This is a genomic window from Micromonospora sp. NPDC049004, assembly GCF_040649315.1.
In the GTDB taxonomy this organism is placed as follows: Bacteria; Actinomycetota; Actinomycetes; order Mycobacteriales; family Micromonosporaceae; genus Micromonospora.
Genome location: NZ_JBEZFG010000004.1, coordinates 373,938 through 400,662, shown reverse-complemented (window position 1 = coordinate 400,662; position 26,725 = coordinate 373,938). Strand labels below are relative to the sequence as shown.

Genomic DNA, 26,725 nt, shown 5'->3' with positions numbered 1-26,725 from the left:
CGTGGAGTCGGGGCGTCCTTGCTGCTGGGACACCCCGACTTCGCGGAATCCGAGTGGATCACGCTATCGCCGCCGGACTGTCCCGGGCGGCGGGACAGATCAGACCCGGGTGAGGCGTACGGCGTCGGCGATGACCAGGCCCGCCGCGCTGCTCCAACGGCTCACCGCCACCCGGTTGGCGTCGCCCGCCGGCAGGGTGAACGTGCCGAGGACCCGCCACTGCCCGCCGGTCGCGCGCTGGTCCACGTACACCGTCCGGTTGCCGGTGGTGGTGGCGACGATGTACGGGGTGGCGCTGTTGTAGCCGCTGTTGGTCGGCCACCACGCCTCGACCCGGTAGGAGCCGGTCGCCGGCACGTTGAACCTGTACCAGGCCGGATCGCTGGCCGCGACCGGGTCGGCGTAGCGGTAGTCGGCGCCGTACCGCTGGCTGGAGAACGTCGACACACCCCAGTTGGCGCTGGCGGTGAACCGGCCGGAGGTCGTGTTGTCCACAGTGGACGACCACGCGGTTCCGCCGCCGGCCATCTTCGCGGCGACGTCGGCGCGCATCACGTTCAGATCGATGAAGGACGGGTCGATCTTGCCGGTGGTGCTGGTCTCCCGGTGGCCGCGGGCATAGCTGCTGTCCCGGCCGAGGCGGGTGAGCACGGCGGCGGTCGCGGCGATCGACGCGCTGTACTGCGCGGCGGTCATCTCCTGGTCGACGCCGTTGTAGTCGATCTCCCACCCGATCATCAGCGTGTTGCCGTCCCCGGCGGGGATGGGCCCGCTGCCCCCGCTGACGCCGGCGTGGTTGCAGCGGCCGGCGGAGATGACGTGGAAGACGCCGTTGTAGTCGACGAGCGCCTGACAGAGCGGGCCGGCCAGGTCGGAGCGGCCGTTGATGCAGATGCCGAGCGCGGGGTGCGGGTTGCTGGCACTGGAGGTCGAGGCGGTGTGGTGCCAGAGCACCCCGATCGGGTCGAAGGAGCCGGGCCGCATCCGGTTGAGCCAGTCACCCTCGACGACGACCTGGACCCCGGCGCCGCGCAGCACGTCGACGAGCCACGGAATCGTCGCCATCAGGAGTCCTTGAGCAGGTCGGCAAGGCACTCGGCCTTCGGCGCGGCGCTCGCCGGTGCGGGTCGGACGGCGAGGGTGGTCAGCGCGGCGGCCACCAGGGCGGGGATGCCGAGCACCCCACGACGGCGCAGACGGACGGACGGGGATCGGGCCATGGCGGTCCTCCAGCGGCGACGGATTCACACGCATCGACGAGCGTGATGACGGCACGCTATACCGTCATGAGCGTCGATGTCGATACCCTTCACGGCCGGGCCGCATCTTGAAGGAATCCGCCGACTCAGGCGTCACCGAGCGCGTCGATGTCGCGCATCTCCTCCGCCGTCAACGAGAAGTGGAAGACGTCGAAGTTGGCGGTGATCCGCTCCGGGGTCACCGACTTCGGGATCACCACGATCTCGTGGTCGATGTGCCAGCGCAGCACCACCTGCGCCGGGGAGACGCCGTGCGCCGCGGCGATCCTGGTCAGCACCGGATCGCTGAGGTCACTGGTCTTGAAGGGGCTGTACCCCTCCAGCACCACGCCCCGGTCCCGGTGCTCGGCGTGCCGCTGCCGGTCGTACAGCGTGGGGCTCCACCGGATCTGGTTGACCGCCGGGTTCTCCTCCGTCGACTGGATCAACTCGTCGATCTCGCCGGTGCTGTAGTTGCTGACCCCGACGGCACGGGTCAGGTTCTCGTCCCGGGCGGCCAGCAACTCCCGCCACATCGGGATGCTGTCCGCCGGGGACGACGGCGGCCAGTGGATCAACCAGAGGTCCAGCTGGTCGACGCCGAGCGCCTCCAGACTGGCCTCCAACGTCTCGCGCTCCCGGCCAACCCGGTCCGGCGGGAGCTTCGTGGTGATGAAGATGTCCTCGCGACGCAGCCCGCTCTCCCGCACCGCCCGGCCGACCTCCCGCTCGTTGCCATACATGGTGGCGGTGTCGAGGTGCCGGTAGCCGGTGTCGAGCGCGGCCAGCACGGCGTCGTAGCCCGCCCGGCCGGTGGCCTGCCAGGTGCCGAAGCCGAGCAGGGGCATCCGCACGTCACCCGGGAGCAGGGCGGTGGGCTGGTCGCTGAGGTCCATGAGGTCCGTTCTACCCCGCCGCGCCCCCGGACGCCGAGCGAACCGGACACTCCGGCGTCCAGCGCAATGGCCCGGTTTGCCGGAGAATGCGGGTGTGACGGACCGGCTGCAGGAGTACCGACGCCGCCGCGACGCGGCCCGTACGCCCGAGCCGGTGCCAGAAGGCGCCCCCACGCCGACCAGACCCGACGAGGGCGCGGATCGCTTCGTCATCCAGCAGCACCACGCCCGCAGCCTGCACTGGGACCTGCGACTGGAACACGAGGGCGTGCTCGCGTCCTGGGCGGTGCCGCGCGGCCTGCCCCGCGACCCGGGCCGCAACCACCTCGCCGTGCACACCGAGGATCACCCGATGGAGTACCTCGACTTCTCCGGCGAGATCCCCGCCGGCGAGTACGGGGGCGGCCGGATGGTCATCCACGACCGGGGCACGTACCGCTGCGAGAAGTGGCGCGACGACGAGGTCATCGTGACCCTCTCCGGTGACCGCACCGCCGGGCGCTACGCGCTGTTCGCCACCGGCGGCAAGGATTGGATGATCCGGCGCACCGACCCCGCGCCGCCGGGTTGGACGAGCATGCCGGAGCTGGTCCGCCCGATGCACGCCACGCCCGCCGCCGGGCTGCCCCGCGACCGCGCCGACTGGGGATACGAGCTGCGCTGGGACGGGGTCCGCGCCATGGCGTACGTCTCCGGCGGCCGGCTGCGGCTGCTCGCCGAGACCGACGAGGAGATCACCGGCGGCTACCCGTGGCTGCGCTCCATGGCCGAGGCGCTGGCGCCCACCGAGGCGGTGCTCGACGGTGTGCTCGTCCGCATCGACGGCGCGGGCCGGGTGCGTCCCGCCCGTCCCGCCAGCGGTGGCCGGGTTCCGGCCGGCGCCCAGTTCCTGCTCGTCGACCTGCTGTGGTTGGAGGGCGTGAGCAGCGTCGACGTCCCGTACGCGCAACGCCGGGAACTGCTCGATGGGCTGGCGTTGGCCGGTACGCACTGGCAGACTCCGCCGTGGTTTCCCGGTGCCGGCGACGAGGCTCTGCGCACCGGGCGGGAGCAGGGGCTGCCGGGTGTGGTCGCCAAGCGGCTGGACTCGGTGTACGAGCCGGGCCGGCGCAGCCGACGGTGGCTGAGCATCGACGCGGCCTGACGGCGAGGAGCGACGTGTACCTGACCCATCTGGACTGCCCACGCTGCGGCCTGGAGTACGCCGCCGACAAGCCGCAGAACCTCTGCGAGTGCGGCTCGCCGCTGCTGGCCCGCTACGACCTGCCGGCGGTGGCGAAGGCGGTCACCCCGGAGCGTTTTCCGCTGCGCCCGGCCGACCTGTGGCGCTACCGGGAGCTGCTGCCCGTCGCCGATCCCCGGCACGTCACCACGCTCGGTGAGGGCTGGACGCCGCTGCTGCGCGCCCCGTCGTACGGTGCCGAGATCGGCATCGCGGACCTGATGGTCAAGGACGAGGGGCTGATCCCGACCGGTTCGTTCAAGGCACGCGGCGCCGCGGTGGGCGTGAGTCGGGCTCGCGAGTTGGGCGTCGAGCGGATCGCGATGCCCACCAACGGCAACGCCGGTTCGGCGTGGGCGACGTACGCGGCGCGCGCCGGGATGGGCGCCACGATCGTCATGCCGCTGGCGGCGCCGACCATCTGCCGGCGGGAGTGTGTGGCAGCGGGAGCCGATCTGCGTCTGGTGGACGGGCTGATCAGCGACGCGGGCCGCAAGGTGGCCGAGCTGATCGCGGAGTCGGACGGGACGATCTTCGACGCCGGCACACTGCGCGAGCCCTACCGCCTGGAGGGCAAGAAGACGATGGGGTACGAGATCGTCGAGCAGCTCGGCTGGCAGGTGCCCGACGTGATCATTTACCCGACCGGTGGCGGGGTCGGCCTGATCGGCATCCACAAGGCGCTGCACGAGATGCGCGAGCTGGGCTGGGTCGGCGACAAGCTGCCCCGGCTGGTGGCGGTGCAGTCGACCGGCTGCGCGCCGATCGTGCGGGCCTTCGCCGCCGGCGAGGACCGGGCGCAGCCGTGGGAGGACGCGCACACTGTGGCGTTCGGCATCACCGTGCCGTCCCCACTGGGTGACGAGCTGATCCTGGCCGCGCTGCGGGCGTCGGCCGGCACCGCTGTCGCCGTCGACGACGCCGAGATCCTGACCGACCTGCGGGACTTCGCCGCCCGCGAGGGGTTGCTGCTCTGCCCGGAGGGCGCGGCCTGCCTGACGGCGGCGCGGCAGCTGCGCGCCGGTGGCTGGATCCGCGCCGGGGAACGGGTGGTGGTGCTCAACACCGGCGCGGGGCTGAAGTATCCGGAGACCGTGGACGTCTCCGGCGTACCCGTCATGGCCTGAGCCGGCACCCCACCGACGGTGGGGTGCCGGCGGCCGGGCCTACTGGTAGGTGATGTCGGACGGCGTGTAGAAGCAGTTGACGCCGTCGGCGCCCTCGCCGATCTTGGTCGGCTCGCTGCCCTTGGGCACGCCCTTGTACTTGACACAGATCGAGGTCTCCCGGTCCGGGTCGCCGACGATGGTGATCCGGCTGAACCGGGCGGTGTCGCCCCAGTTGGTGTTGATGCCGGCCACCGCGTCGGTGTCCCGGACGACCACGTTGTCGATCACCACGTGCCGCTGGTACGACGAGGAACAGTTGCCGCAGGCCCGGTAGAGCTTCCCGGCGTTCTCCACCCGGAAGTTCCTGATGTAGACGGTGCCCGGGCCGTTGTGCTGGAAGACCTTGTCGCTGGCGGATCGGGCACCGCCACCGTCGACGGTGTACGTGGTGCCGCCGAGGAAGGTGGCGGCGTCCTCGCCGACGTCCTCCCACCAGACGTTGATCAGGGTGCAGTTGCCGTTGCAGTGCACGCCGTCGCCGGCCGGCGCACCGATGATCACGTTACGCAGGGTGGCGCCCGCGGCCAGCTCGAACATCGGGTCCTGGCTCTCGCTCTGCCCACCGTCGCCGATGCCGTAGTAGCGCTTGAGCCCGCCGTCGAAGGTGCCGGACACTCCGATGGTGGCGTCCACCTTCTGGCTGCCGGTGGGCGTCGGCCAACCCGACGGCGGTGGGGTGGTCGGGCCCGACGTGGTGGGCGGCGGGGTGGTCGGCGCCGCGGTGGTCGCCGGTGGCGTGGTCGGGGTGCCGCCGGCGGACGAGTCGACCACCACGTCGTCGAACCCGCCGCTGGCGTACGCGGTGACCAGGCCGATCCGGCCCGCGCTGGCCAGGCTGTTGCTGCCCGAGGCGATCTGGGTGCCGTTGACGAAGCCGCGGATGGTGCTGCCGCTCGCCTCGATGCGCAGGGTGTACCAGGTGCCGGTGGCGACGCCGAGCGACGCGGAGCCGATCGCGGTGACGCTGCTGCCGTTGACGGCCTGCAACTCGGCCCGGCCGGCGCCGAGCAGGGCCAGCCGGTACATCTTCGTGCTGCTGGTGGACCGGGCGGCCAGGCCGACCAGGGCGCTTGACGAGCCGAAGCTCGCCGGCCGGACACGGGCCTGCACGGAGTAGTTCGTCCAGCTGGTCTGACCGGCGAACTGCCGGGCCAGCTCGCTGCCGGCGTTCGACTGGTTGAGCACGCCCGAGCCGTCGACAGCCCAGGTGCCGCCGGACTTGGACCAGCCGGAGGCGTCGCCGTCGTTGAAGGTGTCGGTGAAGATGGTGGCCGCGAAGGCCGAGGTCATGCCGACGGTGAGCGCCGCCGCCGTCACGCCGGCGCCCACCGCCAGCACCAGTGGTCGTCGGCCGTGGTGTCGTCTCCTGTGCACGGTTGTCCTCCTTGACGCGTGTGGTGGCGATCCCTGGGTCTGGCCGCGCGGGGACGTGCCGGCACGGCGCGCTGCCGTGAGAGCGGGGATCGGTGTGCCCCGTCGGATGCCCGGCTCCGACAGCGGGGTGAAGCGGGATGAAAGCCGTGGGAAAGGGCTTTCCCGTCTCTTCGAGGCTAGGACTGCGCACGCATCAGCGTCAATGCCTGACGCTTGCAGGTCTGTTGCAGGATTTCGGCGGCCCGGGTCAGAAGCTGTCCGGCTCGGTCAGCCGCCAGGCCGCGTTGATCAGCCCGATGTGGGACAACGCCTGCGGCGTGTTGCCCAGCTGCGCACCGGTGGTCAGGTCGATCTGCTCGCTGAACAGGCCCACGTCGTTGGCGTGACCCACCACGCGTTCGAACAGCTCCTCGGCCCGGCGCGGCTCACCCGCCATCACCAGGCACTCCACCAGCCAGAACGAGCACATCAGGAACCCGGCCGGGTCGGTCGTCCACCGCCGGACCAGCCCGTCGTCGGTGCCCAACTCCCGCTCCACCATCGCGATGGTCGACCGCATGCGGGGATCGGTCGCCGGCAGGAAATGCGCCACCGGCAGTGCGAGCACCGAGGCGTCCAGCTCCGCCGAACCGAACGAGCCGGTGAACGCCCCGATCCGGTCGTTCCACCCGTCGCGCAGCACCGCCGCGCGGATCTCGTCGCGTACGCCGGCCCACCGACGCGGGTCGGCCCGTTCACCGAGCCGGTCGGCCAGCCCCACCGCCCGGTCCATGGCCAGCCAGCAGGACACCTTCGAGGAGACGTAGTGCCGCTCCTCGTCCCGGGTCTCCCAGATGCCCCGGTCCGGCAGGTGCCAGGTCCCCGCCACCTGCTCGGTCAGCCCGAGCACCATCTCCCGCAACTCCCCCTCGAACGGCGTGCCGAGGTAGTCGCGCAGCCTCCACACCGCCGAGATCACCTCACCCGGCACGTCGAGCTGCCGCTGCTTCCAGGCGTCGTTGCCGACCCGCACCGGGCTGCTGTCGCGGTATCCGCGCAGGTGATTGCAGTGGTGCTCGGAGATGTCGCGTTCGCCCTCCAACCCGAAGAGCACCGGCACCGGCTCGTCGCCGAACCGGCCGATCGACCGGGTCGCCCAGGCGAACAGCCTTGACGCCTCGTCCGGGCAGGCCGCCACCCAGAGCGCGCGCATGGTCAGTGAGAAGTCCCGCAGCCAGGAGTAGCGGTAGTCGTAGTTGCGGTCGCCGCCGATCTGCTCCGGCAACGAGCTGGTCAGCGCCGCGGCCACCGCGCCACTGCGGGCGTACGTGAGACCACCCAGCACTGTCGCGCTGTGCCGGACCAGCTTGGCGTACCGGCCGGAGTACCCGTGCGTCTGCCGGAACGCCTCCCACGCCCGCGTCGTCTCGGCGAGGGCGGCCAGCGGGTCCAGCCGGGCGGGCGGCGTCCCGTACGTCTGACCGAACGCCACGTCCATCGCGACGACCTGGCCGGTGGAGACCTCGAACTCGTGGGTCACCCGGTCCCCGCCGGCCCGCAGCGGCAGGTCATCGGCGCGCAGCACCAGCACCACCGGGCCGGCCCCGGCCAGCACCCCACCTCCGGGCTGCTCGTGCAGATACGGCGTGAGCAGCCCGTACTCCGGGCGGGGAGCGAAGTCCAACGCCATCCGCACCCGCCCGGACAGGCCCTCGACCACCCGGATGAGCACAGCGGGTGAGTTCTTGCCCAGGTCGTGCGCGCGGGCGCCGATCTCGGCGGCGAGCGCGTCCGTCACCGCCACGCTGCCGTGCGGCGTGTGGTGCACCGTCCGCAGCACGAGCGTGTCCGGCCGGTACGCGCGCTCGACCCGGTACCCGGGGCCACCCACTCCGACCGGCGCCAACCGGAAGTACCCCCCGCTCGGGTCGAGCAGCCGCCCGAAGACCGAGGCGCCGTCGAACCGGTGGGGGCACCACCAGTCGATCGAGCCGTCCTTCCCGACCAGCGCGCCGGAACGGGCATCCGAGAGGAACCCGTAGTCGGAAATCGCCGGCTGCGTCACCCGCCGGGCGTACCCGGATCGGCCTGGTTCAGGCAGCCGTCACGACGTGGGCGGCTCGTCCTCACCGGCCTCCTCGGCCTTGTCGGCCTCCTCCTTGGTGTGGTGCACGGCCTGGTCGGCGTGCTCCGGAGGGCCGTAGACGGTGTAGAGCACCAGCGGGTTGGGGCCGGTGTTGACGAAGTTGTGCTTCGTCCCGGACGGCACGACGACCAGGTCGCCCGCGACGACCTCCCGCTTCGCACCGGCGACCCGGGCCTCGCCGGTGCCGCTGACGAAGGTCAGGATCTGGTCGATCCCGTCGTGCACCTCCTCGCCGATCTCCCCGCCGGGCGGAATGGTCATGATCACCAGCTGGGTGTGCTCGCCGGTCCACAGCACCCGCCGGAAGTCCGGGCTCTTCTCGGCGACGGTCGCGATCGTGAAATGCTCCATGGCCCGCTCATACCCCGTTCGGCCGCGCGTCACGCCGGGACTGGCAGATGGTGGAATTCCCCACGGTCGGCAGGTTTGGATCCGCCCGGACCGGGGATCGACAACGCTGACCGGCGCGAACGGCCGGTCGAGCCAGGTCCCCGCTGGCGTACCGCCGAACGGCTGCGGTGGTGGGAGACGGCCAGAGCGCGGCGACGTTCCGACAACTGTCGAAACGGCGCCGCGCGCTCGTCTGCGCACCCCTCAGGCGTCGCGGTGCAGCCAGGCGACCAGGTCGGGCGGGGCCAGGGAACGCACCCGTTGCTCGTAGCGGGCCAGAGCGGCCGCGTCCAGCATGCCGCGCCCCTGCCCCGAGCCACCCCGGCGGAAGAACGCCCGGCGGTCCCGCAGCACGCCCAGCATGTCCGGGGCGAGCTGGTCGGCACGTTCCCGCATCCGGCCGAACGTCGCCGCCTCGACCAGCGCCGGCCAGCGCTCGACGGACACCGGGACATCCCACCGGTCGGCCAGGCGGCGCATCTGGCCGCCCAGGTCCGCCTGGAGGTCGTCGTAGTGCACCAGCTCAACGTTCGGCTCGTGTCGGCGGGCCCAGGCGTCGCTCAGGTGCCAGAGAACCCCGGGCAGCGAGTCCAGCTCCACGCGCGGGTCCACCTCGTGGTCGACCCAGCTCGACAACCACTGTCGCACCGACGGACGGGCCCGCGGCGGTCCCGCCGGCACTGGTTGGCCGGTCAGCTCGGCCATCCGGACCCGGTTCAGGTTGCCGGACTGGTGATAGAGGGACACCGCCATGTCCAGCGGATGCCGCGCCACCACCACGTAGTGCACCCGAGGGTCGAGCGGCACCCCGTCCAGCGGGGTGTGCGTCTTGATGAACCGGCGGTGCGGTTGGGCGGCCAGCCGCTGGTACACCACGTCGCGCGGCTCGCCCAGCCAGTCCAGCCAGGGCGACAGCTCGGGCAGCGGCGCCGGCAGCTCGGCGGTGCCCAGCACGAGCAGCGCGCAGATCATCTGCATCCAGGTGGTGCCGCTCTTGGACCGGGTGCTGATCACGATGTCGCCGTCGCGGAACGGGAACCCGACCCAGCGGGCGCTGTCCTCGTCCACGGAGCGGTAACGGTGGGGTGACGCGGACATCGGGCGAGCGTAGTCGCCGACACGACAGCCAGACAGCGAATTTTCGGCCCGGAAGCTGTGGAGGCATGTGAATGCCTGACTAGATTGAAGTATGGTGCCCGCCGAGCGGGGCCGGGCGGCGGAACCGGTCTACCGCCCCATCCTCGCCAGCCGCCGACGCGGCGAGCTGGAAGCGTTGAACCACCTCGACCCCGCGCTCGCCCCGCTGCTCGCCCCGATCCTTGAGGTCAGCACCGTCGACCGCGCCACCAGGGACGCCCTGCGCCGCCTGCCGTCCGGCCTGCTGCCGGCCGTCGACGTCGCCGCCCTGCCCGACTCGGCCGACACCGAGCTGGCCCGGTGGGGCGTACCGCTGATGCCGGTCATCGGGCTCGCGGAGAGTGACCGCCGGCTGGTCGCGCACGGCACGGCGGCCCGGGCGTACGCGCGGCGGGCGCTGGTCCGGCTGCGCGCCGCGCACGACCGGGCGGGCCCGGACGCGGACACGACCGCCGTCGAGCGGATCTGGCGGCTCACCGGCCTCGCTGCGGAGGAGTGCGACCTGCTGGTGGACGCGGGCGACGTCTGCTGCCCGGCGGACGTGCGGGTGGCCGAGCCGCGGGTACGCCGGCTGCTGGACTGGGCCCGGCGGCACGCCTGGCGTTCGGCGACGGTGGCGGCCGGCGGTATGCCGCCGACATTGTCCCGGCTGCCCACCGACGAGCCGGTCCGGCTGGAGCGGTGGGACTGGCAGCTCTGGCAGCGGCTGGCCGACGTCGGGGTGGACTACGGCGACTACGGCGTCGGTCCGGCGCTGTCCGACTCCGGCGATCCGGGCGACCGGACGCCCACCGTGCGGTACACCGCCGACGACGCCTGGTGGGTCTACCGCTGGTCGCGGCGCGGCGGCCGGGGGGACGACCGCTTCGCCGACCTGTGCCGCACGCTGGTGGCGGCACCGCACTGGTCGAGCGCCGGAGCGGCGTTCTCCTGGGGCGACCACGAGTTGCTACGCCGCGCCCGTCGGGGCGCCGGCGCCGGGTCGGTCGCCAACTGGACGGCGTGGAGCACGTCGCACCACCTGGCGCACGTGCTCGCCACGTTGGCGCGACCGGACGACAGCACCGATCCCGGGTGGAACCCCCGGCCGGGCCCGCCGCAGCGCGGGCGACCGCTGCGGTGAGGTACCGCCGGGAACGTGCCTGGACTGCCTGGTCCGGGTGCTACTGCTGCTCGGTGAAACCGAACTGGATGATGCCCTCGTCGTCGACTGTGGCGTCCACCGAGGCGTCGCCGAGCAGCTCGGCGGCGTCCGGGTCGAGGAAGATCCGGGCACCCTGGTTGTCGACGACGTGGTCGCCCTGCTCCGGCTCGGGCACCAGCTCCACGGTGAGCGATCCGGCGTCGGCGTCGGCGGCGATCCGCACACCGCCGTCCTCGGCCACGTCCTGCTGGTTGGCGAGGTCACGGATGACGAGCACGGCATTGTCGGTCATGGTGAGCATTTGCGGAACTCCTCGTGGATTCTCGGCTCGCGGTCGGTTGTCGCGCAGACCGGACAGGTGGCCCGCGTACGAGCACGCGTGGGAGGCGACGGGAGGGACGGTCATCGCCGTCGCGTCGAATCGGGGCAGCTGAGGGCCCCTTCCCTGCCCACGGTGCCCGCTGCCGACCGATCCGTCAAATAGAGCCGGATCAGTCGAGCACGGGGGTGGGGGCGAGCAACGAGCGAATCTCGGTGACCGCCGCGCGGCCCGCCCGGTTGGCGCCGATGGTGCTCGCCGAGGGGCCGTAACCGATCAGGTGGACCCGTTCGTCGGCGACCACGCGGGTGCCGTCCATGACGATTCCGCCGCCCGCCGCGCGCAGACCGAGCGGCGCCAGGTGGTCGAGCGCGGCGCGGAAACCGGTGCACCACAGGATGATGTCGGCGGGGACGAACCGCCCGTCGGTCCAGGCCACCCCGTCGGGTGTGATGCGGTCGAAGACGGGTAGCCGATCGAGCACGCCACGCTCGCGCAGCCGACGGATCTCGGGTGTGACAGGCAGTCCGGTCACACCCACGACGCTGCCCGGCGGGCGTCCGGCCCGTACCGCCGCGTCCACCCGGGCCACGGCTGCCCGGCCCAGCTCCGGGCCGAACTCGCCGTCGCTGAACTCCGGTGGCCGGCGGGTCACCCAGGTGGTGCTGGCCGCGACGGTCGAGACCTCCGCGAGGAGTTGCACGGCGGAGGTGCCGCCTCCGACCACCACCACCCGACGGCCGGCGAACTCGGCCGGCCCCTGGTAGTCGGCGGTGTGCAGCTGTCGCCCCTGGAACGACGAACGACCCGGGTAGTACGGCCAGAAGGGCCTGGTCCACGTGCCGGTCGCGTTGATCAGGGCCCGCGCGGTCCACCTGCCGTGGTCGGCGTCGACGTCGAGGCGGCCGTCCGGGCGCGGGCGTACGGCACGGACCCGCACCGGCCGGCGGACCGGCAGGTCGAAGGCGCGCTCGTACGCGGCGAAGTAGGCGCTTACCGCTTCGGCGGCCGGACGCTGCGGGTCGGCGGGCGGGAAGGGCATCCCGGGCAGGTCGTGGAAGCCGTGCACACGCTCCAGGCGCAGGGTGGGCCAGCGGTGCCGCCAGGCCCCACCCGGGCCGTCGTCACCGTCGAGGACGACGAAGCCGTCGCCGGGAGCGAACCCGGTGCGGCGCAGGTGGTACGCGGCGCTCAGGCCCGCCTGGCCGGCACCGATGACCACGACGTCGACGGAGTGGGTGTTCACGCGTTGTGCAACGCGATGTCCGGCTGCGCTGTGCCCGTCGCGGGTCGTCACCCTGCTCACAGCGCCGATTCCCCGCCGATTCACCCGAATTGTCCTTACGCTGGGTGAATGGATGACGCCCGTCGTGCCGCTGCCGAGTTCCTCGGCACCCTGCTGCTGGTGTTCTTCGGCGTGGGTGCGGCCGTCGCCGCCCGGGTGCAGGGTGGCGTGGTGGTCGTCGCGCTGGCCTTCGGGTTCGTCATGCTGGCCCTCGTCTACACGATCGGTCCGCTCTCCGGCAGTCACGTCAACCCGGCGGTGACCCTCGGCGTGCTGCTGTCCGGCAAGATCTCGGCGATCGGCGCGGTGGCCTACTGGATCGCCCAGTTCGCCGGCGCGACAGTGGCCGGCTTCCTGCTCTGGGCGCTGACCCGCTGGGGTGACGTGGCGGACCAGACCGGAGCGCTCGGCTCGAACGGGTACGGCGCGCACATCAACCGGGGCGGCGCGGCCGTGCTGGAGATCGTGCTGACCTTCCTCTTCGTGCTGGTGGTCCTGGTAGTGACCAGTCGCAGCGAGAATCCGGGCACCGCCGGAGTGGCGATCGGGCTGGCCCTGGCGGCGACGCAACTGGTCGGCGTGACGCTGACCGGGGCCGCGGTCAACCCGGCCCGCGCCTTCGGTCCGGCCGTCTTCGAGGGCGGCACCGCGCTGCGCCAGCTCTGGGTTTTCATCGTCTTCCCGCTGCTCGGCGGGGCGCTCGCCGCGCTGGTGGCACCGCTGGCCATGGGCGCGCAGCGACACTACTGGGGCGGTCACACGAAGTCCGTGGGGGGACCGCCGGAACCCGAACGGCAATAACCTTCGACCCAGGCCCTTTCCTGGCGATTACCTTCGTGACAGCATCGGCGCATGCATCGTCGTCTCTTTCCGCGCGCTGTCGCGCTGCTCGCGCTGGCCGTCACCACGGCCACCGTCGGCGCGTCCGGCGCCACCGCCGAGTCGCCCACTCCCGCGACGACCCGACTGCGCGCCACCATCGACACGATCCTCGCCGACAGCCGGCTGGCCGGCGCACAGACGTCGGTGGTCGTCGTCGACACCAGCACCGGGCAGACGCTCTACGACCGCAACGGCGACCGGCGACTGGTCCCGGCCTCCAACACCAAGTTGCTGACCTCGACCGCCGCCCTGGAACTGCTCGGCCCCGGGCACCACTTCAGCACCGACGTCCACACCACCGGCAAGCGCCGCGCCGGGCTGCTCTCCGGCAATCTGTACCTGCGGGGCGGCGGTGATCCGACCATGCTCGCGGCCGACTACGACGCCCTGGCCGCGCAGGTCGCCGCCGACGGCGTCCGGGTCGTGACCGGCAACCTGATCGCCGACGACACCCGCTACGACCGCACCCGGCTGGGCCCCGACTGGACCTGGGACGACGAGCCCTACTACTACGCCGCGCAGGTCTCCGCGCTGACCGTCGCGCCGGACACCGACTACGACGCGGGCACCGTGATCGTGCACGCCGCGCCCGCCGACCGGGCCGGCGCCCGGCCGGTGGTCACCACCACGCCGCCCACCGGCTACGTCCACATCGACAACCGCGCCGAGACGGTCAGCGAGGGCGAGACCTCGATCTCCATCGAACGCGAACACGGCGGCAACACGATAGTGGTGACCGGTCAGATCGCCGTCGGCGACGAGCCCGCCAGCGACTGGGTGACCGTCTGGGAGCCCACCGGCTACGCGGCGGACGTCTTCCGGGCGGCGCTGCACCGGCACGGCGTACGGGTGCTCGGCCGGACGGTGCTCGGCCAGCCCACCCCGGAGACGGCCCACCCGGTGGCCCGACACGACTCGATGAGCCTCGGTGAGCTGATGACGCCGTTCCTCAAGCTCTCCAACAACGGGCACGCCGAGGTCCTGACCAAGGAGATCGGCCGGGTGCTCTCCGGCGCCGGCACCTGGTCCGCCGGCCTCACCGCGATCAGCGAGTACGTCGCCGACACCGGGATGGACACCGGAACGCTGCGCCAGCGCGACGGCTCCGGCCTGTCCCGGCGCAACCTGGTGCCGGCCACGGAGTTCGTCGACCTGCTGGCCGCCGTCCGGGCGGAGCCCTGGTTCCCCACCTGGTACGCGGCGCTGCCCATCGCCGGACAGCCGGAACGGTTCGTCGGCGGCACGCTGCGCAGCCGCATGGCCGGCACTCCGGCGGCGGGCAACGTACACGCCAAGACCGGCAGCCTCACCGGCGTCTCCGGGCTGTCCGGCTACGTCACCAGCGCGGACGGCCACCTGCTGGCGTTCTCCATCCTGCTGAACAACTACCTGACGGCGTCGGTCAAGCCACTGGAGGACCAGATCGCCGTGGCGCTGGCCAGCCATCGGAATGACGGCGTGAGCGCGGCACGGGTCGCGCCGCCCGCGGTGCCGGAGACGCCGCGTACGCCCGAGGGCGTGGAGTGCTCCTGGGTCAAGCCGATCACCTGCTGACCGGGGGGCCGGAAACCGGCGCAGCCCCGGCGGTGGGGTCAGGCCGGACGGTTCGGTGTGGGGGGCACCGCCGCGGGGTCGCCGCGCTCGATGAGCGCGGCGATCTCGGCGGCCCGCAGGCCACGCAGCGCCAGCACCCGGGTGCCCCAACGGTGCAGCCGGCACGGGTGTGGGCTGGCGTCGTTGCGACAGACGACCCCGCCGGACCAGCGCCGGGGCGCGTGCACCACCACCGCGCGCACCGCGAACTGGGCGTCCTCGCCCGTCACGTACGGCGGCAGGGGAATGTCGCGGAGCACCTCGCCGGGCAGCTCATCGGCGCCGGAGGAAACGGCGGGACGGACGCGGTGGGCGGTACTGCTGCTCATCTGCGCTTACTCCACAGTGGAAGGTGAGACGGGGACAGCAGAAAGTTACGTCGCCGTCGACCGAGCGCGACGGACAAACTGTCCCGCCACCTCGAAGGCTCAGCGCAGCGCGACGGCCTGGAGGCCGACGTTGCCGCAATGCTCGGTGAAGACCTTCTCGACGGTCCAGGTCAGCACCAACCGGGCGTTCTTCGGCAGCTCGAACCGGATGGTGAACTGGGCGCTCTGGCTGGTGTACGGATCCTCCAGGCGTACGGTGCGGACCGGCCCACCGGTGGACAGGCGGGCGTCCAACCGACCCCGTGCCATCCAGATCCCGGCGTAGAGCTGCACGGTGCGCGGCGCCCCGCTGCCGGCGACCGTCAGGGTGAACCCGTTACCCACGCCACAGGTGTAGACGCCGTCGGAACTGCCACGGTCCCACCGCTCGGGTGCGCCGTCGGACCAGCGGACGACCTCCTGGTTGCCGTCCCAGCCGACCCGGGCGCCCTTCCCACCACCGTCGACGATCTCCCCGGAGCCGGAGCGCTTGCGCACTGTCGACTTGCCGCCGCGCAGCCCCCAGTGCATCCAGTCGCGGGTGCCCACAGCGGTGAGGTCGACCTCGGCGGGGACCTCGGCGCGGCTCACCGACAGCAGCGACTCCTCCGGCTTCTTCGGCGGCGGAGCGGGCGCGCTCGTCGACGGCGGCGGCGGGTCGGGCGAGGGCGGACGCTCCCGGGGGCGCAGCCCGGGCAGCGCCGGCCCGGCATCGGTGGCGTGCCCGTCGGCGGCCGGAAGGGCTGTCGGTCGGGTGGCTCCGGCGGGCACGCCCCCCGAGCCGCCGACCGGACCATCGCCCGATTCCGGGCCGGACCGGGTGCCGAGGTACGCGACGAGCATCGCGAGGCAGACGACCGCGCCGAGCCCTTCCAGCGCCCAGCGCCGTCGCTGTCGGGCACGGGCGAGCCGGCGCAGCGTCCGGTGGCTCAGCCCGAGGGCGATGCTCCGCGGCCGGTGCGACGGCGGTCGGCCGGTCGACTCGTCCCCGGCCCGCGAATCCGCCCGCGTACGGTCCTCGTCCGCCACCGACCCCTCCAGTCCGCCGCCCGGCCACCACCGCACGCGACGGGATCGACCGTCCACTGTGGGTCGCTTCACGTTTGCACAGGCGTGGACGACACGCTAAATCGGGACAGGCTGGCGTGTCCAGTCCGGATCGGGACGGTATGGGACAGCCGGCGATCCCGCGGTCGATCGACCGGGAGCTACCCCGGGTCAGCCGATCCGGAAGCCGAGCGCCTGCGCGATGACGAGGGCCTGCTCGGCGTCCACGATGGCACCGGCCCGTTCGACGGACGTCGGATCCAGCGCCGTGAGGTCGCTGCGCCGCAGGTCGGCGCCGCCGAGACGGCAGTTGTGCAGCTGCGCCCCGGAGAGGTCGACCCCGGTCACCGTGGCACCGGTCAGGTTGGCCCCGGTGAGGTCGGCCTCGCGCATCCGTACGCCGCTCAGCCAGGCGGCGCGCAGGTCCGCCCCGGGCAGCGCGACGAACGACCAGTCGCCGCCGTCGACCCGCAACGGACGAAGCTCGCACTGGACGAAGCTGCTCCCGACCAGCTTGCAGCCGGTGAACTCGGCCTCGAAGAAGTTGCAGCGCCGAAAGACGCAGCGGGTGAACGCCGAGTCGAGATGTCGGGAAGCGTTGAACTGCACGTTGCCGAACGTGCAGCCGGTGAAGACCGCCCCCCGGGTGACCGCCTCGGTCAGGTCCACGTCGAAGAACTCGCACGCCACGAACTGGCGGTCGGTCAGCTCCTCGGCGTACCAGTCCTCGTGGCGGAAGGTCTTGTCCTCGGTCAACTCCGGCATCCGGCCAGGCTAGTGCCGCCCACCGACGCCCCACCGACGGCCCGGTGGGGGCAGCCCCTTCCGGTGGCGGAGTACCGGCGAGTAGGTTCGGCGACGTGAGTGTGGCGCGGAGCAAGGACCCCGATCAGATCGGCTTCGACCCGGCGCGGCTGTCGCGGATCGACGAGCACTTCGGCGCGTACGTCGACGACGGCCGGTTGGCGGGCTGGCAGGTGGTGGTCACCCGGCGCGGCGAGGTGGCGCACTCCTCGACGTACGGCCTGCGGGATCGCGAGTCGGGCGCCCCGGTCGAAGCGGACACGCTCTGGCGGATCTATTCGATGACCAAGCCCGTCACCTCGGTCGCGGCCATGATGCTGTGGGAGGAGGGCCGCTTCGAGCTGACCGACGAGATCAGCCGCTGGCTGCCCGAGTTCGCCGACGTGCGGGTCTACTCGAAGGGCTCGGCCCTCAAGCCGTACACCGTGCCGGCGACCGAGCCGATCCGGGTCTGGCACCTGCTCACCCACACCGCCGGCCTGACGTACGGCTTCATGCAGACCTCGGTGGTCGACGGGATCTACCGGGCGGCCGGCTACGACCTGTACCCGCCGGCGGACGTCGACCTGGCAGGCGCCTGCGCGGCCTTCGGCGAGCTGCCCCTGCTCTTTGAGCCCGGCACGGCCTGGGGCTACTCGGTCGCCACGGACGTGCTCGGTCGGCTGGTCGAGGTCGTCTCGGGGCAGAGCCTGGACGCCTTCTTCGCCGACCGGATCTTCGGCCCGCTGGGGATGACCGACACCCGCTGGTGGGTCGAGGGCGACGAGGCCGAGCGGCTGGCCGCGCTCTACGCACCGGATCCGCGGAGCGGGCGGGCGGTCCGCTACGACCGGCTCGGCACGCTCGCGCACCACAAGCCCGGCCTGCTCTCCGGGGGCGGTGGCCTGATCTCCAGTGCCGCCGACTACCACCGGTTCACGCAGATGCTGCTGCGCGGCGGGGAGCTGGGCGGCGTACGCCTGCTCGGGCCGCGCACGGTGCGTTTCATGACCCGCAACCACCTGCCCGGCGGGCAGGATCTGGGCACCCTGTCCACCGGCGGCTTCGCCGAGACCACCCTCGACGGGATCGGCTTCGGCCTCGGCTTCGCGGTGGTCGAGGACCCGGTCCCGAGTCGGGTGCCGAGCAGCGTCGGCGAGTACTACTGGGGTGGGGTCGCCAGCACGGCGTTCTGGGTCGACCCGGCCGAGGAGATCACCGCGCTGCTGTTCACCCAGCTCATGCCGTCGAGCACGTACCCGCTGCGCTCCCAGCTGCGCCAGCTCGTGTACGCCGCTCTCGTCGACTGACCGGGATCGGCGTTCCGCCGACGGGCGGGCGGCCCGGTCCCTAGCCTGGGCTGGTGAGCACCATCGTCGTGTTTGGCGCGGGCGGCACCGCCGGGTCGCGGGTCACCGCCGAGGCGGCCGACCGTGGGCACCGGGTGATCGCCGCCGTCCGCCGCCCGGAGGCCACCTCGTACCTGCCGGCCGGGGTACGGACGGTCACCGGCGACGCCACCAGCGAGCGCAGTGTCCGGGAGCTGGCGCCGGAGGCGGACGCGCTGGTGGTGGCGATCGGCGGCGGCGAGCGCGGGCTGTGGCGCAGCGCCGCGGAGAACCTGGTGACCACGCTGCGGTCGATGCCGGCCGCACCCCGGATCATCCACCTGGGCGGCGGGTCGACGCTGCTCACGCCGCGTGGCACCCGCATCCTCGACGAGCCGGACTTCCCGGAGCAGTATCGGGACGCGGCGCTGGGCCAGGCCGACGCCCTGGACTACTACCGCACCGCCGCCGACGGGGTGAGCTGGACCTACGTCTCCCCGCCGCCGTTGGAGTTCCACCCCGGCGACCGCACCGGGCACTACCGCACCGGCACCGACGAACCGGTCACCGACGACCAGGGCCGGTCGGTGCTCACCTACGAGGACCTGGCGGTCGCGATCGTCGACGAGATCGAGCAGCCCCGGTACGTCAACACGCGCTTCACCGCGGCGTACTGACCGCCGGTCGAGGCCGAGGAACCTACCTCCCCTTCGCGCCCTGTCGAGCTGCCCCAGCTGTGGGGCAACCAACCGCAGAGGACAGCGCGCAGCCCGCCCCATATCTGGGGCAGCTCGACAGGACGCCAACCCACCCGGCGGGTGCGGGCGCGCTCGGAGGTTCGGACGCCGGCGGACCTGGGGTGGCCGTCGCCGCCGCCGACCGGGAAGGCGCGCTCAGTCGGCGAGGCGGGCCGGGAAGCCGCCGGTGGCGATCGGGCCCCAGGCGTCGATGGTGACCCGGATCAGCGACTTGCCCTGGCGCACCATGGCCGCCCGGTAGTCGTCCCAGTCCGGGTGCTCGCCGGAGATGCTGCGGAAGTACTCGACCAGCGGCTCCAGCGCCTCGGGCAGGTCCAGCACCTCGGCGGTGCCGTCGAGCTGCACCCAGGGGCCGTTCCAGTCGTCGGACAGCACGCAGGCCGAGACCCGGGGGTCACGGCGGATGTTGGTGACCTTCGCCCGCTCGGGGTAGGTGGACACGACGAGCCGACCCTGGCCGTCGATGCCGGCGGAGACCGGGGAGGACTGCGGGCGGCCGTCGGCCCGGGTGGTCATCAGCACGACACGGTGCCGAGGCCGGAGGAAGTCGAGCAGGGCGTCCCGGTCGACCCGGGTGTTCTTCGCGATGCTGGGCGCCATCACTCAGTCCTACCAGGGCGGCCACGAACCAGCGGCGGCAGGGCGGCGGGTCAGCAGGGCGGGTCGGCGGGTCAGCGGGTCGGCGGGTCAGCGGGGGCCGGTGGCGGCGCGGGGCACCGCCTGGGTGGGTACGCGGGGCCGGCCGGCCGGGCGCCAGGCCCGGCCGTTGGCATAGATCACCCGAAAGCCGAGGTACGAGGCCAGCGGTGCCCAGTGCGCGGAGCCCATCCGCAGTTCGGCGGCGTTGTGCCGCTGCCCGTTGGCCAGCACGTCGAGCAGGACGGTTTCGAAGGCCGCCGATTCGACCCAGTCGACGTCCCGGGTGAAACCGCAGATCAGGGCGGCCCCGGTGACCTCCAGGAACTCGCGCAGCACCGCGTCCGACGCGCGCAGGACCGAACAGCTGCCGAAATAGAGCCGGCGCCCCTCGCAGCGGCCGGCCATCAGCTCGGCCACCTCGTTCAGCTCCACCGACTGCCAGTCGGTGAGGCAGAGCCGGCTGGGCTCGCCGTGCATGGCGAAGAAGCCGACACGGTGGTCGGCGTACTGCTTGAGCAGCCAGCGGTCCAGGAAGTAGAACAGCTCGTCGCGGGTGGCCGCGTCCTTGTGGATGAAGCGGATCTTGCCCAGCCGCTCCAGCAGTTCGAGGGTGGGCAGCACGGAACCGCGTTCGTTGAGGTCGCGGTGCCACTGACCCTCGACACAGAAGACGCCACCGCGTGCCACGTGCACCTCCGCCAGTCCGCCGCCCGGGGCTGACGTTACCGGCCCCCGCCGGGCGAGGAACATCACCCTGGGTGTGGCCGAATGCGACGTTCGGTGCAGTTCTTGCGCCACCGGGCCGATCCGGGGGAAATGGCTGTTTCGCAAATCAGTCGAATTCACAGCCGATGCCCAGGAACAACGAATCGTGAGGACAATTCTCGTTAATTGCCGCCTAGCGCACCGATCAGTGCGAGGGTGGAAATCACGGGACGTCCCGGTCGATGTCCCGAAGCAACCCCATTCGCTCTCCTATCGGGAGGACTTCTGTGCGCGTAAACACCTTGAAGCGAGTTGCTGTCGCTTTCGCCCTGGCACTGCCCGGGGCAGCGATCGCGTCGGTGGTCGCCGCGCCGGCAGCGTACGCGGACGGCTGCTACACCTGGAACCGCAACCTCTACCAGGGGCGCTCCGGCGACGACGTCCGTCAGCTGCAGATCCGGGTCGCCGGCTGGGCCGGCTACCGGGACATCGTCGAGAACGACGGTCGCTACGGACCGAAGACCGCCGCCGCGGTCAAGCGGTTCCAGCAGGCGTACGGACTGCGCGCCGACGGCGTCGCGGGACCGCAGACCTACGCGAAGCTGTACCAGCTCCAGGACAACGACTGCACGCCCGCGCACTTCACCTACAGCGAGTTGGACAACGGCTGCGGCGGCAGCGGCTGGAGCGGCGGCCCCCTGTCGGCGAACCAGACGAAGCAGAACGCGCTGCGCACCATGTGGAAATTGGAGGCGCTGCGCAAGAGCCTCGGCGACAAGCCGCTGAACGTGTCGAGTGGCTTCCGCAGTCGCGCCTGCAACAACCAGGTCGGTGGCGCCTCGGACAGCCAGCACCTGTACGGCAACGCCGCCGACGTCACCTCGCGGACGTCCTCGCTGTGCCGGGTGGCCAAGGACGCCCGTGACAACGGCTTCAGCGGGATCTACGGGCCGGGCTACCCCGACCACGACGACCACGTGCACGTCGACTCGCGGCGCGAGAACAACAGCGACCACAGCTCGAACACGACGAGCTGGTCCGCGCCGGACTGCGGCGTCGGCGCCGGTAACGACTGAACGAACCGGCCGGTGTGACGTCGGCCCGGCGCGGGTGGGGAATCTCCGCGTCGGGCCGACGTCGTGTCGCCCCGGACAGGGCGGGCGGGGGTGGCGCCGCTCAGCTGGCCCGGGGCCAGCGCGGCGCGGTGACGGGGGGAGTCACCGGCCGGCCGGCAGAGGCCTGTCGTACCCCCGCAGGGGTGACGCGCGCGGCCTGGTGTCGCGCCGGGAGCCCGGCGCGGCCGGGAGCCGGCGCCGGATAGCCGGCGGTCGCCGCCGGCCGGGCGCCGGTGGGACGCGCGGACGACGGCCCGGTCGCGGTGAACGGGAAGGGCACGTGCACGAAGGGGTTGCCGTGCTGGATCAACGCCTCGATCTGGCGCTCGTTGAGCCCGTGTGTCTCAAGAACCCGACGCCCCCACCGGTGCAGTCGGCACGGGTAGGAGGCGCCGTCGTTGCGACACAACGGCCCGGTCGGCCACTCCTCGGCGGTGTGCACGACCACCGCCCGGACCGCGAGCCGGACATCCTCGGGTGTCAGTTGTGCCGGCAGCGGCACCTCACCCAGCACCTGGTCGATGGGATCCGTCGACTGCTCACCAACACGCACGGCAGGCCTCCCGCAGTTCGGCAGCGGTACGGCGGACCCACCGCACCGACATCCTCGGGCAGTGGTACGGCCGGCATCGGACGAAAGTTCAATCCCCCGCCCCCTAACCGTCCCCCTAACGCGCGCTCAGACGAGGTCCGCGTCGTGCACCAGCAGGGCCACCTGGACCCGGTTGTTGAGATCGAGCCGGGTGAGCAGCCGGGAGACGTACGCCTTCACCGTCGCCACGCTCATGAACAACTCCCCCGCGATCTCCGCGTTGGTGCGGCCCCGCCCCAGCGCCACCGCCACCTGACGCTCCCGCTCGCTGAGCCCGTCGAGCAGCCGCAGCGCCCGCTCGCGACGCGGATCCGGGCCGGCCAGACCCGGGACGGCGGCGGTCACGTGGTCGATCAGCGTGCGGGTCACCGTCGGGGAGAGCGTCGCCTCCCCCGCGGCCACCCGGCGTACCGCGTGCACGATGTCCGCCGGAGGGGTGTCCTTGAGCAGGAAACCGGCCGCGCCGGCGCGCAGCGCCCGCAGCACCTGCTCGTCGGCGTCGAAGGTGGTCAGCACCAGCACCTCCGGCGGGTTCGGTCGCGCGCGCAGCGCCTCGGTGGCGGTGAGCCCGTCCACCCGGGGCATCCGGATGTCCATCAGGACCACGTCCGGCGCGTACGCGGCGACCGCCGCCGGAACCTCGCCGCCGTCGGCAGCCTCACCCACCACCCGCAGGTCCGCCAGACCGCCGAGGATCATCGAGAGGCCCGCCCGGACCAGCGCGTCGTCGTCCACGATCAGCACCCGCACCGGCGCGGTGGCCTCCCCGGCCCCGCCGGACGGCCCGGTCACGCCGGCCACGGCAGCCAGGCGGCCAGCCGGAAGTCGCCGGCCTCGTCCCGCCCGTGCGCCAACCGGCCTCCGGCCAGGGTGACCCGCTCGGTGATGCCGACCAGCCCGGTGCCGGCGCCCGGCAGTTCGCCCCCGGCCGGCGTGCCCAGCGGCCACCGGTTGGAGATCGCCACGGTCAGCCCGGTGCCCGGGCCACCGGCCACGTCCACGGTGACGGCCGCACCGGCCGCGTGCTTGCGGGCGTTGGTCAGGCCCTCCTGCACGATCCGGTACGCCGCCCGCCCCAGCGCCGCCGGCACGGCCCCGGGCGCGACGACGCTGTCGGTGAGGTTCACCCGCACCCCGGCCGCGCGCGACTCCTCGATCAGGGCGGGCAGGTCGGCGAGGGTGGGCTGCGGCGGCTCGGGGGCGTCGCCGGTGTTGTCGCCGTCGGCGCGGAGCACACCGATGACCTCCCGCAGGTCCTGCAGGGCGGCGTGTGCGCTGCCCCGGATCACCCCGGCGGCCCGGGCGACCTCGTCGGCCGGCGCGTCGGGGCGGAACTCCAACGCGCCCGCGTGCAGGCTCAGCAGCGAGATCCGGTGGGCCAGCACGTCGTGCATCTCCCGGGCGATGCGGGTGCGTTCGAGGTGTCGGGCCTGGGCGACCCGCAACTGCTGCTCGGCCTCGGCCCGCTCGGCCCGCTCCCGCAGCGACACGATCAACTGTCGCCGGGCCCGAACGAACATCCCCCAGGCCAGCACGGCGACCGTGATCACCACGCCCCACGACACGGTGGCCCAGTACGGCCAGTTCGGGTCCGGACGCGCCCAACTGAAGATCAGGTTGGTGACGAGGCCGGCCCCGGTGAACGCGATCGCGACGGCGGTGCGGCGGTGCACCACGACGGTGAAGTACAGAATCAGCAGCGGGACGGCCGCGGCCAACGAGAACGCGCTCAACGGCAGGGTGGCCACCGCCAACCCGAGCGGCCACCGCCGCCGCACCCACAGCAGCCCGCAGGAGGCCAGCCCGAGCAGCGCGTCCACACCGACCATCCAGTCGTGCGGCAGCGGAATCGCCGTCTCCGGGGAGGGCGACAGGGCGTCCACGGTGGCGAACAACACCCAGAGCAGCCCGGCCAGGAACGCGAGGCTGTCCACGATCCAGTCACGGGTGGTGCGGCGCGGATGTGCCCGGTCACGTTCGCGTTCGCCCGGCACGACCAGCTCCCCTGGCAGCAGCCAGGGATGTTCCGGGACGGCGAGGCTGGTCACGCGCCCATGCTAGGCAGCAACGGGCACCGGCAACCAGCTACCAAAGTATCGACCGGAGCGTCGACCAAGGTCGGTGCGACACCGACCCGCGGCCGCAGCGGATGGCCGGGTGGCGCGGGCACGCTCGTCGGCATGATCACCGTGGAGAACCTCACCAAGCGATACGGGCCACACCCGGCGGTGGACGACGTGTCGTTCCAGTGCGAACCGGGCACGGTCACCGGCTTCCTCGGCCCCAACGGCGCCGGCAAGTCGACCACCATGCGGATGATCTGCGGCCTCACCGCGCCGACGGCCGGCCGGGCCACCGTCTCGGGGCGCCCCTACCGGGACCTGCCCAACCCGGGGCGGGAGGTCGGGGTGCTGCTGGACGCCTCCGCCCAGCACGCCGGGCGCACCGGCCGCGAGGCGTTGACGCTGTCCGCGTACACCATGGGTCTGGACAAGCGCGAGGTCGCCGCGAAGCTCGACCTGGTCGGGTTGAACGCGGTGGCCGCGAAGCGTCGGGTCCGGGCGTACTCGCTGGGGATGCGCCAGCGGCTCGGCCTGGCGCAGGCGCTGCTCGGTGACCCCCGGGTGTTGATCCTCGACGAGCCGGCCAACGGCCTGGACCCGGAGGGGATCTTCTGGATGCGCGGCCTGCTGCGCGACTTCGCCGACCGGGGCGGCACCGTGCTGCTCTCCTCCCACCTGCTGCGCGAGGTGGAGGCGGTCGCGGACCGGCTGGTGGTGATCGGGGGCGGCCGGATCGTGGCCCAGGGCGACAAGAACGACCTGCTCGCCGGGGGCGGCTCGCTCGTGCGGGCCCGCGACGGCGCGGCGTTGCGCCGGGCACTGGACACGGCGGGTCTCAGCGCCACCGACGGCACCGACGGTCTGCTCGTGCAGGCCGACGCCGAGACGGTCGGCCAGGCCGCCGCGGACGCGGGCGTCGCGCTGGCCGAGCTGCGCCCGGCCGGCAGCGGTGGCCTCGAACAACTCTTCCTCACCCTCACCGCCGGCGAGTCCACCAAGGAGGCCGTCCGATGACCACCACCACCGCGCCCGCCGCCGGGCCCGTCGCGCCCCGGCAGCACACGGCGGTACGCCGTCCGTCGCTGCTCCGGCTCACCGCCGTGGAACTGCGCAAGCTCGTCGACACCCGGGCCGGCCGTTGGCTGCTGATCACCATCGGCCTGGTCACCGCCGCGATCGTCACCCTCCAGCTGATCTACGCGAAGGACGCCGACCAGACCTTCCTCGACTTCTTCGGCCCCTCGCTGCTGCCGGTGTCGGTGCTGCTGCCGGTGCTGGGCATCCTGTCGATCACCAGCGAGTGGTCGCAACGCACCGCCCTCACCACGTACGCCCTGGTGCCCCGCCGCGAGCGGGTGATCAGCGCGAAGCTGAACGCCGTCGTGCTCACCGCGCTCGCCTCGGTGCTGGCCAGCCTGGCCGTCGCCGCCGTCGGCACGCTCGTGGCGTCCGCCACCGGCGGCGCGGGCACCTGGCAGTTCGACTGGTCGCTGCTGCTGAACGCGGCGATCCTCCAGGTCGCCAGCGTGCTGATGGGTGCGGCCTTCGGTCTGTTGCTGCTCAATCCGCCGTTGGCGATCGTCGGTTATCTGCTGCTGCCCACCCTGTGGGCGGTGCTCGGCGAGATGGTCCGACCCCTGCGCGGCCCATCCGGCTGGCTGGACACCAACCGGACCATGGAACCGCTGTTCAGCGGCGACGCGCTCACCGGTGGGCAGTGGGGCCGTCTGGCGGTGTCCCTGCTCGTCTGGATGGTCCTGCCGCTGGCCGTCGGCCTGGTCCGGACGCTGCGCCGCGAGGTGTCCTGACCATGGACCTGGCCGGTCACCGTCCGCGCACCACCGTCAGCGGCGGCCCGCTGGAACTGGCGGTCCTCTGGGGTGGTTTCCCGCTGCTCGGCGCGGGCGCCGGATGGCTCCTCGCGGCGACGACAGGCTGGCTCGCCCGGCTGCCCTGGGTGCCGTTCAGCGACCTCGTCGAGTGGCTGGACCGGCTGCCCCAGCCGCAGGCCACCGCCGGCACGATCGCCGTGGGCACCCTCGCCGGCCTGGTCCTCGCCGGGATCGGCACCGCCGAACGACTGATCGTCAGCGTCGACGCGGCGCAGGTCCGGCTGCGCCGCGCCGATGAGAACCGGACCGTCGCACGGGCCGACACCCGGGTCGTCTTCCTCGCCGACAAGCACCTGGTGCTGCTCGACGCCGACGGGGCGGAACTGGTGCGGGAGTCGACGGACCTGCCCGCCGCCCGGCTCGCCGCCGCGTTCCGGGCGCACGGCTGGGCCTGGGCGGACGACGATCCCCACCGGTCGGCGTACCGGCTGTGGGTGCCCGACCTGCCCGGTCTGCCCGCCGGCGCGGACGCGCTGCTGCGCGCGAGGGAGCGCGCGATCGAGCGGGACCGCCGCGACGACGCCCGGGAGCTGCGACGGGAGCTGGGACGACTCGGGGTGGTGCTGCGCGACGAGGGCAAACGCCAGTACTGGCGGACCGCCGTCCCCGGTGCGGGACAACCGACTTCGGCCGAGCAGGAGCCGAAGGGACGGTAGCGTCT

28 protein-coding genes are annotated in these 26,725 nt (G+C 72.6%); 11 read left to right on the top strand and 17 right to left on the bottom strand.

Going from position 1 to position 26,725, the window contains the following annotated elements; all coding sequences use genetic code 11:
* Positions 1 to 99: 99 nt before the first annotated feature.
* From AB0B97_RS15200 to AB0B97_RS15190, 3 genes are all read right to left on the bottom strand, one after another.
* Positions 100 to 1,065, bottom strand: a complete 966-nt coding sequence (locus AB0B97_RS15200) for an N-acetylmuramoyl-L-alanine amidase (protein ID WP_234581516.1) — start codon at positions 1,063 to 1,065, stop codon at positions 100 to 102.
* A complete protein-coding gene (locus tag AB0B97_RS15195) occupies positions 1,065 to 1,220 on the bottom strand; it encodes a hypothetical protein (protein WP_234581517.1) in 156 nt (51 codons plus the stop codon). The genes AB0B97_RS15200 and AB0B97_RS15195 overlap by 1 nt, the downstream gene beginning before the upstream one ends.
* A 125-nt stretch (positions 1,221 to 1,345) precedes the next feature.
* The gene (locus tag AB0B97_RS15190; protein ID WP_357493980.1) at positions 1,346 to 2,134 is read right to left on the bottom strand and encodes an aldo/keto reductase; all 789 of its coding nucleotides are present in this window, start codon (positions 2,132 to 2,134) and stop codon (positions 1,346 to 1,348) included.
* Positions 2,135 to 2,228: 94 nt separating this feature from the next.
* Between AB0B97_RS15190 and AB0B97_RS15185 the strand changes: the two genes are divergently transcribed.
* Both AB0B97_RS15185 and AB0B97_RS15180 read left to right on the top strand, forming a co-directional pair.
* On the top strand, positions 2,229 to 3,278 hold the full coding sequence (locus AB0B97_RS15185; RefSeq protein WP_357493978.1) for a DNA polymerase ligase N-terminal domain-containing protein: 1,050 nt from the start codon (positions 2,229 to 2,231) through the stop codon (positions 3,276 to 3,278).
* A gap of 14 nt (positions 3,279 to 3,292) precedes the next feature.
* Positions 3,293 to 4,483, top strand: coding sequence for a threonine synthase (locus tag AB0B97_RS15180; RefSeq protein WP_234581520.1), 1,191 nt, complete (start codon positions 3,293 to 3,295; stop codon positions 4,481 to 4,483).
* A 39-nt stretch (positions 4,484 to 4,522) separates the two neighbouring features.
* Here AB0B97_RS15180 and AB0B97_RS15175 read toward each other — a convergent pair whose 3' ends face one another.
* From AB0B97_RS15175 to AB0B97_RS15160, 4 genes are all read right to left on the bottom strand, one after another.
* The gene (locus tag AB0B97_RS15175; protein WP_357493976.1) at positions 4,523 to 5,899 is read right to left on the bottom strand and encodes a pectate lyase; all 1,377 of its coding nucleotides are present in this window, start codon (positions 5,897 to 5,899) and stop codon (positions 4,523 to 4,525) included.
* A 247-nt stretch (positions 5,900 to 6,146) separates the two neighbouring features.
* Complete coding sequence (locus AB0B97_RS15170; RefSeq protein WP_357493974.1) at positions 6,147 to 7,943, bottom strand: glycoside hydrolase family 15 protein; 1,797 nt, start codon at positions 7,941 to 7,943, stop codon at positions 6,147 to 6,149.
* A 39-nt stretch (positions 7,944 to 7,982) separates the two neighbouring features.
* A complete protein-coding gene (locus tag AB0B97_RS15165) occupies positions 7,983 to 8,375 on the bottom strand; it encodes a cupin domain-containing protein (protein WP_357493972.1) in 393 nt (130 codons plus the stop codon).
* Positions 8,376 to 8,618: 243 nt separating this feature from the next.
* Positions 8,619 to 9,512, bottom strand: a complete 894-nt coding sequence (locus AB0B97_RS15160) for a sulfotransferase domain-containing protein (RefSeq protein ID WP_357493970.1) — start codon at positions 9,510 to 9,512, stop codon at positions 8,619 to 8,621.
* 91 nt (positions 9,513 to 9,603) lie between these two features.
* On the opposite strand from AB0B97_RS15160, the gene AB0B97_RS15155 reads away from it, so the two are divergent.
* On the top strand, positions 9,604 to 10,674 hold the full coding sequence (locus AB0B97_RS15155) for a hypothetical protein (protein ID WP_357493968.1): 1,071 nt from the start codon (positions 9,604 to 9,606) through the stop codon (positions 10,672 to 10,674).
* Between the two features lie 40 nt (positions 10,675 to 10,714).
* Here AB0B97_RS15155 and AB0B97_RS15150 read toward each other — a convergent pair whose 3' ends face one another.
* Both AB0B97_RS15150 and AB0B97_RS15145 read right to left on the bottom strand, forming a co-directional pair.
* A complete protein-coding gene (locus AB0B97_RS15150; RefSeq protein WP_007456076.1) occupies positions 10,715 to 10,996 on the bottom strand; it encodes an adhesin in 282 nt (93 codons plus the stop codon).
* Between the two features lie 190 nt (positions 10,997 to 11,186).
* Positions 11,187 to 12,260, bottom strand: a complete 1,074-nt coding sequence (locus AB0B97_RS15145; protein WP_357493966.1) for an NAD(P)-binding domain-containing protein — start codon at positions 12,258 to 12,260, stop codon at positions 11,187 to 11,189.
* 108 nt (positions 12,261 to 12,368) lie between these two features.
* On the opposite strand from AB0B97_RS15145, the gene AB0B97_RS15140 reads away from it, so the two are divergent.
* Together AB0B97_RS15140 and dacB are read left to right on the top strand one after the other, a co-directional pair.
* Entirely contained in the window at positions 12,369 to 13,100 is a 732-nt protein-coding gene (locus AB0B97_RS15140; protein ID WP_357493964.1) for an aquaporin, read from the top strand.
* A 51-nt stretch (positions 13,101 to 13,151) separates the two neighbouring features.
* Positions 13,152 to 14,735 carry a D-alanyl-D-alanine carboxypeptidase/D-alanyl-D-alanine-endopeptidase gene (gene dacB, locus AB0B97_RS15135; protein WP_357493962.1) on the top strand — a complete coding sequence of 528 codons (1,584 nt, stop codon included), beginning with the start codon at positions 13,152 to 13,154 and terminating at the stop codon, positions 14,733 to 14,735.
* A 38-nt stretch (positions 14,736 to 14,773) separates the two neighbouring features.
* Here dacB and AB0B97_RS15130 read toward each other — a convergent pair whose 3' ends face one another.
* The 3 genes from AB0B97_RS15130 to AB0B97_RS15120 form a co-directional block, all read right to left on the bottom strand.
* Positions 14,774 to 15,103, bottom strand: a complete 330-nt coding sequence (locus AB0B97_RS15130; RefSeq protein WP_357493960.1) for a hypothetical protein — start codon at positions 15,101 to 15,103, stop codon at positions 14,774 to 14,776.
* A gap of 99 nt (positions 15,104 to 15,202) precedes the next feature.
* Positions 15,203 to 16,171 (bottom strand): hypothetical protein, encoded by a 969-nt coding sequence (locus AB0B97_RS15125; RefSeq protein WP_357493958.1) that lies wholly within the window; start codon positions 16,169 to 16,171, stop codon positions 15,203 to 15,205.
* Positions 16,172 to 16,360: 189 nt separating this feature from the next.
* Positions 16,361 to 16,954: a pentapeptide repeat-containing protein gene (locus AB0B97_RS15120; RefSeq protein ID WP_234581531.1), complete on the bottom strand. Its 594-nt coding sequence runs from the start codon at positions 16,952 to 16,954 to the stop codon at positions 16,361 to 16,363.
* Between the two features lie 95 nt (positions 16,955 to 17,049).
* On the opposite strand from AB0B97_RS15120, the gene AB0B97_RS15115 reads away from it, so the two are divergent.
* Both AB0B97_RS15115 and AB0B97_RS15110 read left to right on the top strand, forming a co-directional pair.
* Positions 17,050 to 18,282 carry a serine hydrolase domain-containing protein gene (locus tag AB0B97_RS15115; RefSeq protein ID WP_357493955.1) on the top strand — a complete coding sequence of 411 codons (1,233 nt, stop codon included), beginning with the start codon at positions 17,050 to 17,052 and terminating at the stop codon, positions 18,280 to 18,282.
* Positions 18,283 to 18,335: 53 nt separating this feature from the next.
* Positions 18,336 to 18,977 (top strand): NAD(P)H-binding protein, encoded by a 642-nt coding sequence (locus tag AB0B97_RS15110; RefSeq protein ID WP_234581533.1) that lies wholly within the window; start codon positions 18,336 to 18,338, stop codon positions 18,975 to 18,977.
* Between the two features lie 216 nt (positions 18,978 to 19,193).
* On the opposite strand, the gene AB0B97_RS15105 is transcribed toward AB0B97_RS15110, so the two are convergent.
* Positions 19,194 to 19,658: a PPOX class F420-dependent oxidoreductase gene (locus AB0B97_RS15105; RefSeq protein ID WP_357493953.1), complete on the bottom strand. Its 465-nt coding sequence runs from the start codon at positions 19,656 to 19,658 to the stop codon at positions 19,194 to 19,196.
* 87 nt (positions 19,659 to 19,745) lie between these two features.
* Complete coding sequence (locus AB0B97_RS15100) at positions 19,746 to 20,384, bottom strand: DUF6642 family protein (protein ID WP_234581535.1); 639 nt, start codon at positions 20,382 to 20,384, stop codon at positions 19,746 to 19,748.
* A gap of 305 nt (positions 20,385 to 20,689) precedes the next feature.
* Between AB0B97_RS15100 and AB0B97_RS15095 the strand changes: the two genes are divergently transcribed.
* Entirely contained in the window at positions 20,690 to 21,478 is a 789-nt protein-coding gene (locus tag AB0B97_RS15095; RefSeq protein WP_234581536.1) for a D-Ala-D-Ala carboxypeptidase family metallohydrolase, read from the top strand.
* Between the two features lie 100 nt (positions 21,479 to 21,578).
* Here the strand turns inward: AB0B97_RS15095 and AB0B97_RS15090 are convergent, their stop codons facing one another.
* The 3 genes from AB0B97_RS15090 to AB0B97_RS15080 all read right to left on the bottom strand — a co-directional run bounded on the left by AB0B97_RS15090 (position 21,579) and on the right by AB0B97_RS15080 (position 24,157).
* Positions 21,579 to 22,070 carry a hypothetical protein gene (locus tag AB0B97_RS15090; protein ID WP_234581537.1) on the bottom strand — a complete coding sequence of 164 codons (492 nt, stop codon included), beginning with the start codon at positions 22,068 to 22,070 and terminating at the stop codon, positions 21,579 to 21,581.
* Between the two features lie 126 nt (positions 22,071 to 22,196).
* The gene (locus AB0B97_RS15085) at positions 22,197 to 22,910 is read right to left on the bottom strand and encodes a response regulator transcription factor (protein WP_357493950.1); all 714 of its coding nucleotides are present in this window, start codon (positions 22,908 to 22,910) and stop codon (positions 22,197 to 22,199) included.
* Complete coding sequence (locus tag AB0B97_RS15080; RefSeq protein WP_357493948.1) at positions 22,898 to 24,157, bottom strand: histidine kinase; 1,260 nt, start codon at positions 24,155 to 24,157, stop codon at positions 22,898 to 22,900. The genes AB0B97_RS15085 and AB0B97_RS15080 overlap by 13 nt, the downstream gene beginning before the upstream one ends.
* Positions 24,158 to 24,289: 132 nt before the next feature.
* Between AB0B97_RS15080 and AB0B97_RS15075 the strand changes: the two genes are divergently transcribed.
* From AB0B97_RS15075 to AB0B97_RS15065, 3 genes are read left to right on the top strand one after another with little or no spacing between them, the layout of a single operon-like run.
* Positions 24,290 to 25,186 (top strand): ATP-binding cassette domain-containing protein, encoded by an 897-nt coding sequence (locus AB0B97_RS15075; RefSeq protein ID WP_357493946.1) that lies wholly within the window; start codon positions 24,290 to 24,292, stop codon positions 25,184 to 25,186.
* Positions 25,183 to 25,980, top strand: a complete 798-nt coding sequence (locus AB0B97_RS15070; protein ID WP_357493944.1) for an ABC transporter permease — start codon at positions 25,183 to 25,185, stop codon at positions 25,978 to 25,980. The genes AB0B97_RS15075 and AB0B97_RS15070 overlap by 4 nt, the downstream gene beginning before the upstream one ends.
* 2 nt (positions 25,981 to 25,982) lie before the next feature.
* Complete coding sequence (locus tag AB0B97_RS15065; RefSeq protein ID WP_357493942.1) at positions 25,983 to 26,720, top strand: hypothetical protein; 738 nt, start codon at positions 25,983 to 25,985, stop codon at positions 26,718 to 26,720.
* Positions 26,721 to 26,725: the final 5 nt, after the last annotated feature.

Excerpts from the sequence above, each read along its gene's own strand:
- AB0B97_RS15140 (WP_357493964.1), top strand. The coding sequence starts at position 12,369 with ATGGATGACGCCCGTCGTGCCGCTGCCGAGTTCCTCGGCACCCTGCTG.
- dacB (WP_357493962.1), top strand. The coding sequence starts at position 13,152 with ATGCATCGTCGTCTCTTTCCGCGCGCTGTCGCGCTGCTCGCGCTGGCC.
- AB0B97_RS15165 (WP_357493972.1), bottom strand. The coding sequence starts at position 8,375 with ATGGAGCATTTCACGATCGCGACCGTCGCCGAGAAGAGCCCGGACTTC.
- AB0B97_RS15070 (WP_357493944.1), top strand. The coding sequence starts at position 25,183 with ATGACCACCACCACCGCGCCCGCCGCCGGGCCCGTCGCGCCCCGGCAG.
- AB0B97_RS15150 (WP_007456076.1), bottom strand. The coding sequence starts at position 10,996 with ATGCTCACCATGACCGACAATGCCGTGCTCGTCATCCGTGACCTCGCC.
- AB0B97_RS15155 (WP_357493968.1), top strand. The coding sequence starts at position 9,604 with ATGGTGCCCGCCGAGCGGGGCCGGGCGGCGGAACCGGTCTACCGCCCC.
- AB0B97_RS15200 (WP_234581516.1), bottom strand. The coding sequence starts at position 1,065 with ATGGCGACGATTCCGTGGCTCGTCGACGTGCTGCGCGGCGCCGGGGTC.
- AB0B97_RS15105 (WP_357493953.1), bottom strand. The coding sequence starts at position 19,658 with ATGGCGCCCAGCATCGCGAAGAACACCCGGGTCGACCGGGACGCCCTG.
- AB0B97_RS15065 (WP_357493942.1), top strand. The coding sequence starts at position 25,983 with ATGGACCTGGCCGGTCACCGTCCGCGCACCACCGTCAGCGGCGGCCCG.
- AB0B97_RS15075 (WP_357493946.1), top strand. The coding sequence starts at position 24,290 with ATGATCACCGTGGAGAACCTCACCAAGCGATACGGGCCACACCCGGCG.
- AB0B97_RS15120 (WP_234581531.1), bottom strand. The coding sequence starts at position 16,954 with ATGCCGGAGTTGACCGAGGACAAGACCTTCCGCCACGAGGACTGGTAC.
- AB0B97_RS15195 (WP_234581517.1), bottom strand. The coding sequence starts at position 1,220 with ATGGCCCGATCCCCGTCCGTCCGTCTGCGCCGTCGTGGGGTGCTCGGC.
- AB0B97_RS15160 (WP_357493970.1), bottom strand. The coding sequence starts at position 9,512 with ATGTCCGCGTCACCCCACCGTTACCGCTCCGTGGACGAGGACAGCGCC.
- AB0B97_RS15190 (WP_357493980.1), bottom strand. The coding sequence starts at position 2,134 with ATGGACCTCAGCGACCAGCCCACCGCCCTGCTCCCGGGTGACGTGCGG.
- AB0B97_RS15130 (WP_357493960.1), bottom strand. The coding sequence starts at position 15,103 with ATGAGCAGCAGTACCGCCCACCGCGTCCGTCCCGCCGTTTCCTCCGGC.